This is a genomic window from Escherichia albertii NBRC 107761 = DSM 17582, assembly GCF_000759775.1.
In the GTDB taxonomy this organism is placed as follows: Bacteria; Pseudomonadota; Gammaproteobacteria; order Enterobacterales; family Enterobacteriaceae; genus Escherichia; species Escherichia albertii.
In genome coordinates this window covers 1-11,703 of the sequence record NZ_BBMY01000141.1, presented here as the reverse complement: position 1 = coordinate 11,703, position 11,703 = coordinate 1, and the positions used below count along the sequence as shown (strand labels likewise).

Below are 11,703 nucleotides of genomic sequence, written 5' to 3'. Positions count from 1 at the left end.
ACCCATACATGGTCTTGACAAACTCGATTTTTTGTTTTAGCTGTATTAGTCGCGACTTGATCTGACACTGAGCCTTGAAAGGTTGAGAGTTACCGGTTTTGATATGGGTGTCGAATCCTTATACAAAACACGAGGTAACTCTCATGCTTCATACTACCAATCCCGTTATCAAACACAAAGCCGGTTTGCTCAATCTGGCTGAAGAACTCAGCAACGTATCAAAAGCCTGTAAAATCATGGGCGTTTCGCGTGATACGTTTTATCGTTACCGCGAACTGGCCGATGAAGGCGGTGTGGATGCGCTGATTAATCGTAGTCGCCGCGCACCTAACCTTAAGAACCGTACCGATGAGGCAACTGAACAGGCTGTTGTTGATTACGCCGTCGCTTTCCCGGCACACGGTCAGCACCGGACCAGCAACGAACTGCGTAAACAGGGCGTTTTTATCTCCGGCAGTGGTGCCCGTTCTGTCTGGTTACGCCATAACCTTGAGAATTTCAAAAAACGTCTGAAAGCACTGGAAGAAAAAGTAGCCCGTGATGGCATTGAGCTAACTGACAGCCAGATCGCAGCACTGGAGCGTAAAGCCAGTGATGACGAGGCCTGTGGCGAAATCGAAACGGCTCATCCGGGATATCTGGGTTCGCAGGACACGTTCTATGTAGGCAACCTGAAAGGTGTCGGGCGTATTTATCAGCAGACGTTCGTTGATACGTACTCGAAAGTGGCTCACTGTAAGCTTTACGTCACCAAAACACCGATTACCGCGGCTGACTTACTGAATGATCGTGTACTGCCGTTTTATGCGTCTCAGGGCCTGCCGATGCTGAGAATACTGACCGACAGAGGCACGGAGTACTGCGGCAAAGTAGAGCAGCATGATTATCAGCTTTATCTGGCAATAAACGATATAGAACACACGAAAACAAAGGCGATGTCCCCGCAGACCAACGGCATCTGCGAGCGGTTCCATAAAACAATCCTGAACGAATTTTATCAGGTAACGTTCCGTAAAAAACTGTACGGCGATCTTGATACATTACAGTCGGATCTTGATGAATGGCTGGCTCACTCACTATAATAATGAGCGAACCCATCAGGGAAAAATGTGCAATGGGCGGACGCCAATGGAAACGTTACTTGATGGAAAGCGCATCTGGGCCGAGAAAAATTTAAGCCAGATGTAATCTGACAGATACCTGTATAAATAACCGGTAACTGTCAGATCAGGTCTGAGCTAATACATTTTAGCTTACCAATCAGCCTGTTAATGGCTACAGCGCTCCCAGTCAGAGGAGCCAAATTTAAAAAAGCCCATTTTTATAGCACAATGCCGATCAGTTAAGGATCGGTTGGCCGATCCTTAAACTGCGGCACTATAACGGCTCCCACAACAAAGAGCCGCTTTCTTATGCCACTTCTCAACGATCTGCTCGATTTCAGGCAACTCGTCCCCAGAATAACCTTCGTTTGGTGAAGTAAATTCACAGGTGGTATTTTTCATCTTGTCCACGTCAAAGGCACAAAAACATTTTCATAAACTCTCTGTCGCTGTAGTCTCATAAAGGTCATTTATAGATCGGCTGCAATGTGAGTGACCTTTTTCCAATACTAATAACAAAAAAGACAGTACAAACAGGATAACTATGGATTCCACACTCATCTCCACGCGTCCTGATGAAGCGACTGCTTCATTAAGCCGCGCTCGACGCTCAGCATTGGGCAGTTTTGCTGGCGCCGTCGTCGACTGGTACGACTTTTTACTCTATGGCATCACCGCTGCGCTGGTGTTTAACCGCGAATTTTTCCCACAGGTCAGTCCCGCGATGGGAACACTCGCGGCATTTGCGACATTCGGCGTTGGTTTCCTCTTCCGTCCACTCGGCGGTGTTATATTCGGTCACTTTGGTGATCTTTTAGGGCGAAAACGTATGCTGATGCTCACCGTCTGGGTGATGGGAATTGCCACAGCACTCATTGGCGTTCTCCCTTCATTCTCAACTATTGGTTGGTGGGCACCGATGTTGCTGGTCATTTTGCGTGCTATTCAAGGTTTCGCGGTCGGCGGTGAATGGGGGGGAGCGGCATTATTATCGGTAGAAAACGCGCCAAAAAGGAAAAAAGCTTTTTACAGTAGCGGTGTACAAGTCGGATATGGCGTCGGGTTGCTGCTTTCCACCGGGTTGGTTTCACTAATCAGCATACTAACCACCGACGAACAATTCCTGAGTTGGGGCTGGCGTATTCCTTTCTTGTTCAGCATCGTATTGGTACTTGGCGCATTGTGGATCCGCAATGGGATGGAAGAGTCTGCAGAATTCGAGCAACAGCAACAAACGCCGCAGGTTAAACAACGCCTGCCGGTAATGGAAGCCTTGCTGCGTCATCCCAGCGCTTTCCTGAAGATTATCGCTTTACGTCTGTGCGAACTACTGACCATGTATATCGTCACCGCCTTCGCACTTAACTACTCGACGCAAAATCTCGGACTGCCCCGTGAACTCTTTCTCAACATTGGCCTGTTGGTCGGCGGCGTGAGCTGTCTGACTATTCCCTTCTTCGCCTGGCTCGCCGATCGCTTTGGCCGACGCCGCGTCTACATTACTGGCGCATTAACCGGCACGATTAGCGCCTTCCCGTTCTTTATGGCGCTGGAAGCGCAATCCCTTTTCTGGATAGTGTTCTTCGCCATCATGCTGGCTAACGTCGCACATGACATGGTGGTCTGCGTACAGCAACCCATGTTTACGGAAATGTTTGGCGCAACCTATCGTTACAGCGGAGCCGGCGTGGGCTATCAAGTCGCCAGTGTGGTTGGCGGTGGATTCACACCATTTATCGCTGCAGCGCTGATCACCTTCTCGAACGGTAACTGGCACACTGTGGCTATTTATTTGCTGGCAGGCTGTTTGATATCCGCCGCCACTGCTCTGCTAATGAAAGAGGGTCAACACTCCTGACTCTTCGGCGAAGATCAACCGATCTTCGCCTTCCACTTTTGTTTCACATTTCTGTGACATACTATCGAACAAGCGGTAATTGTATGGAACAGGAGATACGTATGAATAATAAGGGCCCCAGTCTGACCCCCGCTCAAGCACTGGAAAGACTTGATGCGTTGTATGAACAATCGGTGACAGCTTTACGCAGCGCCATTGGCAAGTATATTGAAAGTGGTGAACTACCAGATGAAAACGCCCGAAAACAAGGCCTTTTTGTTTATCCATCATTAACTGTCACCTGGAATGGTTGCGCGACAAACCCACCCAAAACACGTGCTTATGGTCGTTTTACTCACCCAGGCAACTACACAACTACCATCACCCGCCCTTCTCTCTTTCGCCCTTATCTTGATGAGCAGCTCACTCTACTGTATCAGGATTATGGCGCGAGCATCTCCGTCCAACCGTCACAACATGAAATTCCATACCCTTATGTGATTGATGGATCAGAGCTTACGCTTGATCGTTCAATGAGTGCCGGTTTAACGCGTTATTTTCCGACGACAGAACTGGCCCAAATAGGCGATGAAACAGCAGACGGTATTTATCATCCTGCCGAGTTTTCACCTTTATCGCATTTTGACGCACGACGTGTAGATTTTTCGCTGGCACGCCTACGTCACTATACCGGTACGCCAGTTGAACACTTCCAGCCTTTCGTTTTGTTCACCAACTACACGCGATACGTCGATGAATTTGTTCGCTGGGGATGCAGCCAGATCCTTAATCCCGATAGCCCTTATGTCGCACTCTCCTGCGCCGGTGGGATCTGGATCACCGCTGAAACAGAAGCACCGGAAGAAGCGATTTCCGATCTGGCATGGAAAAAACATCAGATGCCAGCATGGCATTTAATTACTGCAGACGGACAAGGAATTACGCTGGTAAATATTGGTGTTGGTCCGTCAAATGCCAAAACCATCTGCGATCATCTGGCAGTTCTGCGCCCGGATGTCTGGCTAATGATTGGACACTGCGGCGGGTTACGTGAGAGTCAGTCCATTGGAGATTATGTCCTGGCACATGCCTATTTGCGTGATGATCATGTTCTTGACGCCGTCCTTCCACCGGATATTCCCATCCCCAGTATTGCCGAAGTACAACGTGCGCTCTATGACGCAACCAAGCTGGTGAGTGGCAGACCTGGTGAGGAAGTGAAGCAACGATTACGTACGGGTACCGTGGTAACCACCGATGACAGGAACTGGGAGCTGCGCTACTCAGCTTCTGCATTACGTTTCAATTTAAGTCGTGCAGTGGCAATTGATATGGAAAGCGCGACAATCGCAGCACAAGGTTATCGCTTCCGTGTACCCTACGGAACATTACTGTGTGTATCTGATAAGCCCTTACATGGCGAGATAAAACTACCCGGTCAAGCTAACCGCTTTTATGAAGGCGCCATCTCCGAGCATCTGCAAATTGGCATCCGGGCGATAGATTTATTACGAGCTGAGGGGGAGCGGTTACACTCTCGTAAACTGCGAACATTCAATGAACCCCCGTTCCGGTGAGTTTTCAAGTCATTGGACTGATCGCTACATAGCAAAAAGCCCGCTATAAAAGCGGACTTTTCAAAATTTGGCTCCTCTGACTGGACTCGAACCAGTGACATACGGATTAACAGTCCGCCGTTCTACCGACTGAACTACAGAGGAATCGCTGTTGAGGCACATCTTAGCGGCGAAAAAACTTTTGTCAAATCCGAATTTTTAATTCCTCGTTCGTTTGCCGCTTCTCTGATCAGTTTGTTGCATTTGCAGACAATTTAATGGGGAAAACCTTTGCAGCAGTGCAAAAACTCCCTCATTATTTGAAATGTGACTTCAACTTTCTGCAAAAGGTTTGCTTTGAATATCTCTGCTGCTTTACGCCATGCAGTCCATCGCTCACATTGGCATGCCAAACGCAAGAGTTATAAGGTACTGTTCTGGCGAGAGATCACCCCACTTGCTGTCCCTATTTTCATGGAAAATGCCTGCGTCCTGCTTATGGGCGTGTTAAGTACTTTTCTGGTTAGTTGGTTAGGCAAAGATGCGATGGCCGGCGTGGGTCTGGCAGACAGTTTTAATATAGTTGTCATGGCTTTTTTTGCCGCTATCGATCTTGGAACCACCGTGGTAGTAGCATTTAGCCTTGGCAAGCGTGACCGCCGCAGAGCCAGAGTAGCAACGAGGCAATCACTGGTCATCATGACGCTTTTTGCCATATTGCTCGCTGCTCTTATCCATCATTTCGGTGAGCAGATTATTAATTTTGTTGCAGGAGATGCAACGTCAGAAGTGAAAGCTCTGGCGCTAACTTACCTCGAACTAAGTGTCATTAGTTATCCAGCTGCAGCTATCGCCCTGATTGGTAGTGGGGCGTTACGTGGAGCAGGAAATACGAAAATCCCGCTCCTGATTAACGGCGGCATGAATATCCTGAATATCGTTATAAGCGCCAGCCTGATTTACGGTGTCTTTTCCTGGACAGGTTTAGGTTTTATGGGGGCTGGGTTGGGATTAACCCTCTCTCGTTATATTGGCGCTATTGCGATCCTTTGGGTTTTGAAGAGTGGCGTTAATCCGGCGTTGCGAATTTCCTTGAAGAGCTATTTTAAACCGCTTAATTTCGCCATTATCTGGGAAGTTATGGGAATTGGCATTCCAGCAAGTGTGGAGTCGGTTTTGTTTACCAGCGGCAGATTGTTAACACAAATGTTCGTCGCCGGGATGGGAACCAGTGTTATTGCTGGGAATTTTATCGCTTTTTCGATAGCAGCTCTTATCAATCTACCGGGGAATGCGCTTGGTTCTGCCTCTACAATCATTACGGGGCGAAGACTGGGATTAGGGCAAGTAGCACAAGCCGAAATTCAGTTACGCCATGTATTCTGGCTTTCTACGCTAGGCTTAACAGCGATCGCCTGGTTGACGGCCCCCTTTGCCGGGGTTATGGCATCGTTTTATACCCATGATCAGCAAGTTAAAGATGTTGTTGTGATTCTTATTTGGCTAAACGCATTATTTATGCCTATCTGGTCTGCCTCATGGGTTCTACCGGCTGGTTTTAAAGGTGCTCGTGATGCCCGCTATGCCATGTGGGTATCGATGTTGAGTATGTGGGGGTGCCGAGTAGTGGTCGGTTATATTCTGGGCATTGTGCTTGGCTGGGGAGTCGTCGGTGTCTGGATGGGGATGTTTGCCGACTGGGCCGTTCGCGCAATGCTTTTTTACTGGCGAATGATCACAGGCCGCTGGCTGTGGAAATATCCTCGTCCAGAGCACGAAAAGTATGAAAAAGAACCGATTGTGTCGGAATAAGCGACAAAATGAGGAATATTTCAGCAAACGATTTCAGAATGAAAAAACAAGCTTTGACATTGCCGATTAGCATCGTTACTATGCGCCCCGTTCACACGATTCCTCTGTAGTTCAGTCGGTAGAACGGCGGACTGTTAATCCGTATGTCACTGGTTCGAGTCCAGTCAGAGGAGCCAAATTCAAGTTTTCATGCTTATCTGTATGTCTCTATATGTTTATGATTCAGTAAGTTAGCGTGAAAATCTTTCCCGACGTGTATCTGGTTTTCTCTCCGCATCGGGATAATTTGGTAGTCAGATCTGGGGTCAGTTTGGTTCGATTCTGGAGTGCCCCCCCCCCAAAATGTCTTTAAACAATTCTAAAATTCGTAAGTTAAAATCCTCTTCCCGTCCGGTAAAACTCTCCGACTCTCACGGTCTGTATCTGCTCGTCAATCCGGGCGGTTCGCGTATCTGGTATCTCAAATATCGTTTCAACGGAAAATAATCCAGAGTCAGTCTTGACGCATACCCGCTTGTCTCACTGGCAAAAGCCAAGCAACAGCGCGACGGTATCCGTAAGCTCCTGGCGCAGAATATCAACCCGGCACAGCATCTGGACGGGGTTGTCGCCTCACCCGTAAAAAATCACCATCCCGCTCTGCCGCTGGAGCGACTACCCGAATTGCTTGACCGTATCGGTGATTATCAGCAGGGCCGCGAGTTAACCCGGCTGGCGGTGATGCGTATAAAGCTGCACAAAAAGCTGCTTTAACGGCAAAATTAAAAAATGATGTGAATAGTTTGCAGAATATGATAGATGTAATGTTGGCAAAGGGGAAATAATAGTTATTTTAATTTATATTTGGAACATAATATGACATATTGTTTTCAACAATACTTCTGTTTTAACTTGAGAGTGATAATATTGTCAATACGTACTATAATGTTATTATTGATGGTTGTTTTCACTCTTGCTGCATGCGACGATAAAAGGAGTTTTTACTTAAGCCCTGTAGCAAACTCCCCTTTAGAAATAAATAAACTAAAAGAAAGATGGTATTTTTGTGAAAACTGTCTAAATGATTCAAGTTGTAGTAATGATAATGTTAAACAATGTGAGAGTATAACCATCCCAGACAGACAGGAAGCATTAGCAAATGCAGTAAGTAGTGCAAATACTGAGGCAGTTAGTTTTTTGGTTGATGTAACAAAAGTTGATGTTAATGGGGTTTCTGGTCCTTATAAAGAAACACCATTGATGATAGCAGCCTATTATGGAACTAAAGAACATCAAAAGATATCTGAGTTTTTGTTATTACATGGTGCCGATATTAATGCCACAAGAAAATCTCAGACAACAGGAACAGCCTTATTGACTGCTATATGGAAAAACAATATTGATTTCGCAACTTTCTTGATTAGTAAGGGAGCAAGCCCATCTTTAACTACTAATGGTGAAGTAGAGGGAAGTGTATGTTCTATTGCTATAGGTCGGGGGCGATCTAACTTTATATCAATTATTCCTGGTTGTTGTTCCTTGATTAAACATGATTCAGATTTAGGTAAATTATCAGAATACCCAAAAATTGATAATTAACTAATTTTATTGATATTTTAAATTATATTATCTAATGATTTATCTGTTATATTTATCTCTCCACTCCTATACAGAGAAAAGAGATAGCATGATATATATTAATAAATATCTTATTCAAGAACCTATCCCAATAGAGATTGTCTGAGTTAAATTACAGGCAGTCTCTGAGTGTGATAAATGGTGGTCAATAAGTGGCGGATGAGCGATGAACTCCAGGAAAAATATCACCATTAATTCCAGAATATAAAACAAACCATGCTACTATGACTTAACAACATATTATGACTAAAAAATAGCCCCTGAACATGTGATTTACATCATCTTTTTAAGCAAAAATCTCCCAGGGGCCTTTTTGAAGACATCACTTTAAATTCTCTTATAAAAATCATTAAAATTCAATGTAATAAAACAAAATCCGCATCCAGTCAGAGGAGCCAAATTTAAAAAAGCCTGCTTTCAAGCAGGCTTTTTGCTTTTTACTCGACTGTCATTTTAAAGCATCTTCCCTGATTCGGAATTAATTTGTACTGGCATACCTGAGCGACGTTGTAACGTGGCATTTGCGCGATTCACATCAACGCCTTGTTCGTTGATAAACGTCCGCAAAGAAGGCGTTATCGGCAAAGGGACTTTTCTGTCTGACTCATACTCCGCACGATTGCGCGACAACGGTTCATGAACTTCCAGCCATTTCGAACCGTCTGGCTCCGTCGTATATTTTATCGGTTGATCAATAATCTGTACGCGTGTACCTACAGGCACGTTATCGAACAGGTATTTGATATCATCATTACGCAGGCGTATACACCCCTGACTTACCCGCAGCCCGATACCAAAATTTGCGTTGGTGCCGTGGATTGCATAAAGCCTGCCGATGTAAATAGCATATAGCCCCATGGGATTATCAGGTCCAGCAGGAACAAACGCAGGCAGACTCTCGCCACGTTTAGCATATTCGCGGCGGGTATTGGGTGTTGGCGTCCAGGTTGGCGCTTCTTGTTTACGCTCCACGGTTGTCACCCAGTTACGCGGCGTTTCACGTCCAGCCTCGCCAATGCCTACAGGAAACACTTCCACAGTATTGCTGTCTGGCGGGTAATAATAAAGACGCATCTCAGCGACGTTAACGACAATCCCCTTTCGGGCAGTAGCAGGCAAAATAAGCTGCTGCGGTATGATCAATTGTGAACCCGACTTTGGTAAGAAAACGTCTACTCCCGGATTTGCTTCCAGCATATTACTCAAACCTTGCCCGTGTTGTGCGGCAAAGGTTTCCAAAGGCCGGGTATTATGCTCAGGAACAGTTATCGTAATGGGCTGCCCCACCAAACGACTGCCCTCAGGAGGCAATGGATAAGTTACCGCCAGGCTATTATGACTGACAAAAAGTAGAACCAATGAACAAAGAATATTTACACGACGCATCATTTCCCTTTCCTAAGTCGCGAAAGCAATTCAATTATTATAGCTTTTCCCAGACTTTTCGTTTCTAACAGTGAATTTCAAACGGTTTTTATGCCAGGTGTCACCCCCCCTTGATTCAATGTTGAGACAGAACTCAATCTCTGCCGGGATAACATGGCTTCCCTTAAGCTATCGGCCTTACAATAGCGCCAGCAAGAAAACCAGTTCCCCCAGTTCAATAACCGCCCCCAACGTATCGCCAGTTTGCCCTCCCAGAGTACGTTTAAGTAGCTGACCAAGTATGAAAATCGCCGCCACCGTAACCACCATAGCAGCCACACCCTGCATACCTGGCAATAATATTGCGGAAAAAATAACCGCCAACCCAAGGGTGACACAGGTTTGCTGTCCATCTATCTTACCGATGAAAACATTACCAAGCCCCTCCTCCCGAGCATAACGATGACGATACATCAGCAATACGGCGCTACCACGACTTACAGCACAAGCCGCCGCCAACGATGCAAGCATCGGCTCACCGCGCAAGGCCAGCTCACTCAACACCAAAATTTTTGCCAGCAGGACAAAAATCAGCGCCAGACCACCATGGGTTCCTAAACGGCTATCGCGCATAATTTCCAGCATGCGATCGCGACTACGTGCCGAAAAAACACCATCGCAAGTATCCGCAAGACCGTCCAGATGAAACCCGCCCGTCATCAAAGCCAAAGCCAGTACACTAAACAGCGCAGCCAATGGGATACCACACCATGCCTGTAACGCGATAAATACCAGACCACTAATTGCGCCCAGTAATAATCCAATTAAAGGAAAGGTAATAATACCGCGAGAATAATGTTCAAAATCCAACTCCTGGGACCAGCGTCGAGGAACAGGCAGACGTGTAATAAAAGAGAGCATCGCCCAAAATAATTTACTCATTTAAATTTTACTCCAATACCTGGATCGACCAACCATACTTCATCTTCCACAACAGCTAACCATTGATTTCCTCATCTGGCAATATCACGAAGATATCGCGCCAGACGATTTTCCAACACAATGTTCATCACCACCTCATTGGTCACTAATACGACCGTTGCAGGACAAGGTTGACACGTGTAATCAACGACGGAATCTCGCCATCGTATCGCGGCTATATTCAAACAACAGATTAGTCACCATTGTCATAATACATTCCAGCAACACAGCATTCTGCGAATTAATGTCTACGTCAATTAACCCATTACGTTGTTGCCAGCATTCCACGTGCGCCGGGCTACTTTGCCGATGATGCTCTATCCGTGCCGACTCTTCTCGTCACAAAAATCATCAGACTGACTCCTGGTTCAATTATGTGATGATATTTTTTAATCAGAACAATGGATACTCCATCGTTGCTGATCGTAATAACATTACCGCGACGAATACTGCGCGCAATAAAAACTTATTTTTATCAACATATTATGAATTAAAACCGCATTGCGGAATAGCTCGATTTTCTCTTGTTAACGCCCGACAAAGTGCGTCACTGACGGCGGTTCTCCGACGTTGACACGCCTCATCCAGATAATGGATTAATGCTGTTGCTCCACCAGCCGGACCAGCCAGCAAGCGGGCATTGTGCTCTGCTATTAAGATGACCGTCACTCCATCAGAGTGAGGGAGATTTTCTGGTATGAATGCCCCGCTTTCAGCAATCAATAACAACACTGAATAATCACGAAACGCATCTGATAACGATTGTAATAGCCCACCGTTGCAAGACCGGAAGCCTTGCTGCCAATCCTCACCGACAAAACAGGTTATTGGCAACATGCCAGCCAGATATTTCGCCAGTTCAACATCGCCAGATGAGAGACAAAAAAGACCTATTGATTCTGGCTTTATCGTTTTCATACCTCCCGTCTCCCACTTGATTTACGGCCATGACGGTCAGAACGATATGCCATGAAAAAAGATTGCTGCGCTTTAACTGCACTCCTGATGCCTGTCGGTTTTACGATGAATGAACTTAATAATGTCGCCATACCCTGATCCTTTCAGGGTGGTAGGGGTATAAAGACGTGCCAGTACCCAACAGGGCTCTTCTGGACAACCCACTTCCCACCGAAGTTGTTGGTATTAACTGACAGGCAGGTCTTCTGGCTTAGCATCATCCTCACCCGACCTTCCCGATCTCACGATCAGTGGCATTTTCGGGGTTGTCAGCATTACAGCAGCGGGGGCTGCGAGGGATTTCCACCCTCTTCCCAGGCACAAATGTGCCAAACCTGTCAGCGTATGTTATGAGCTGATTTCACTTTTCCCATAACACGTCAATGAATTATTACTGCCAGAGTCTATTTAATTATCCCTCATTTTTTACATTGAATTTATGCCGTTTCCGCAGCCGTATAGACGTGATGACTAC

8 protein-coding genes, 2 tRNA genes, 3 pseudogenes and 1 riboswitch are annotated in these 11,703 nt (G+C 46.2%); of the genes and pseudogenes, 7 read left to right on the top strand and 6 right to left on the bottom strand.

Features of this window, described 5'->3' with window-relative positions; translation table 11 throughout:
• Positions 1 to 143: 143 nt before the first annotated feature.
• A pseudogene (locus EA14781_RS19515) lies at positions 144 to 1,188 on the top strand (IS481 family transposase).
• Positions 1,189 to 1,364: 176 nt separating this feature from the next.
• On the opposite strand, the gene EA14781_RS25345 reads toward EA14781_RS19515, so the two are convergent.
• Entirely contained in the window at positions 1,365 to 1,505 is a 141-nt protein-coding gene (locus tag EA14781_RS25345) for a hypothetical protein (RefSeq protein ID WP_157944441.1), read from the bottom strand.
• Between the two features lie 142 nt (positions 1,506 to 1,647).
• Between EA14781_RS25345 and shiA the strand changes: the two genes are divergently transcribed.
• Together shiA and EA14781_RS19505 are read left to right on the top strand one after the other, a co-directional pair.
• The gene (gene shiA, locus EA14781_RS19510; RefSeq protein ID WP_000378540.1) at positions 1,648 to 2,961 is read left to right on the top strand and encodes a shikimate transporter; all 1,314 of its coding nucleotides are present in this window, start codon (positions 1,648 to 1,650) and stop codon (positions 2,959 to 2,961) included.
• A gap of 101 nt (positions 2,962 to 3,062) precedes the next feature.
• Positions 3,063 to 4,517 (top strand): AMP nucleosidase, encoded by a 1,455-nt coding sequence (locus EA14781_RS19505; RefSeq protein WP_001060209.1) that lies wholly within the window; start codon positions 3,063 to 3,065, stop codon positions 4,515 to 4,517.
• Between the two features lie 68 nt (positions 4,518 to 4,585).
• On the opposite strand, the gene EA14781_RS19500 is transcribed toward EA14781_RS19505, so the two are convergent.
• Positions 4,586 to 4,661, bottom strand: a tRNA-Asn gene (locus tag EA14781_RS19500).
• Positions 4,662 to 4,853: 192 nt separating this feature from the next.
• Between EA14781_RS19500 and EA14781_RS19495 the strand changes: the two genes are divergently transcribed.
• The 4 genes and pseudogenes from EA14781_RS19495 to EA14781_RS23800 all read left to right on the top strand — a co-directional run bounded on the left by EA14781_RS19495 (position 4,854) and on the right by EA14781_RS23800 (position 7,886).
• Positions 4,854 to 6,308 carry an EmmdR/YeeO family multidrug/toxin efflux MATE transporter gene (locus EA14781_RS19495; protein ID WP_024164769.1) on the top strand — a complete coding sequence of 485 codons (1,455 nt, stop codon included), beginning with the start codon at positions 4,854 to 4,856 and terminating at the stop codon, positions 6,306 to 6,308.
• Positions 6,309 to 6,408: 100 nt separating this feature from the next.
• A tRNA-Asn gene (locus EA14781_RS19490) sits at positions 6,409 to 6,484 on the top strand.
• A 166-nt stretch (positions 6,485 to 6,650) separates the two neighbouring features.
• Positions 6,651 to 7,046 (top strand): annotated as a pseudogene (locus EA14781_RS25840) (Arm DNA-binding domain-containing protein); the annotation flags it as partial.
• Positions 7,047 to 7,244: 198 nt separating this feature from the next.
• Entirely contained in the window at positions 7,245 to 7,886 is a 642-nt protein-coding gene (locus EA14781_RS23800) for an ankyrin repeat domain-containing protein (RefSeq protein ID WP_241685440.1), read from the top strand.
• Between the two features lie 492 nt (positions 7,887 to 8,378).
• Here the strand turns inward: EA14781_RS23800 and ldtA are convergent, their stop codons facing one another.
• From ldtA to EA14781_RS19470, 4 genes and pseudogenes are all read right to left on the bottom strand, one after another.
• Complete coding sequence (ldtA, locus tag EA14781_RS19480; RefSeq protein ID WP_123057866.1) at positions 8,379 to 9,314, bottom strand: L,D-transpeptidase; 936 nt, start codon at positions 9,312 to 9,314, stop codon at positions 8,379 to 8,381.
• Between the two features lie 174 nt (positions 9,315 to 9,488).
• Entirely contained in the window at positions 9,489 to 10,232 is a 744-nt protein-coding gene (cobS, locus tag EA14781_RS19475) for an adenosylcobinamide-GDP ribazoletransferase (RefSeq protein WP_000040009.1), read from the bottom strand.
• Positions 10,229 to 10,607: pseudogene (locus EA14781_RS23795) on the bottom strand (bifunctional adenosylcobinamide kinase/adenosylcobinamide-phosphate guanylyltransferase); the annotation flags it as partial. The gene cobS and the pseudogene EA14781_RS23795, both read right to left, overlap by 4 nt.
• A 147-nt stretch (positions 10,608 to 10,754) precedes the next feature.
• Positions 10,755 to 11,189: a hypothetical protein gene (locus tag EA14781_RS19470; protein WP_002461881.1), complete on the bottom strand. Its 435-nt coding sequence runs from the start codon at positions 11,187 to 11,189 to the stop codon at positions 10,755 to 10,757.
• 218 nt (positions 11,190 to 11,407) lie between these two features.
• Positions 11,408 to 11,582: riboswitch (cobalamin riboswitch) on the bottom strand.
• Positions 11,583 to 11,703: the final 121 nt, after the last annotated feature.

Bases quoted from the DNA above. Each gene is read 5' to 3' on its own strand.
- EA14781_RS25345 (WP_157944441.1), bottom strand. From the start codon at position 1,505: ATGAAAAATACCACCTGTGAATTTACTTCACCAAACGAAGGTTATTCT.
- shiA (WP_000378540.1), top strand. From the start codon at position 1,648: ATGGATTCCACACTCATCTCCACGCGTCCTGATGAAGCGACTGCTTCA.
- EA14781_RS19505 (WP_001060209.1), top strand. From the start codon at position 3,063: ATGAATAATAAGGGCCCCAGTCTGACCCCCGCTCAAGCACTGGAAAGA.
- EA14781_RS23800 (WP_241685440.1), top strand. From the start codon at position 7,245: ATGGTTGTTTTCACTCTTGCTGCATGCGACGATAAAAGGAGTTTTTAC.
- ldtA (WP_123057866.1), bottom strand. From the start codon at position 9,314: ATGATGCGTCGTGTAAATATTCTTTGTTCATTGGTTCTACTTTTTGTC.
- cobS (WP_000040009.1), bottom strand. From the start codon at position 10,232: ATGAGTAAATTATTTTGGGCGATGCTCTCTTTTATTACACGTCTGCCT.
- EA14781_RS19470 (WP_002461881.1), bottom strand. From the start codon at position 11,189: ATGAAAACGATAAAGCCAGAATCAATAGGTCTTTTTTGTCTCTCATCT.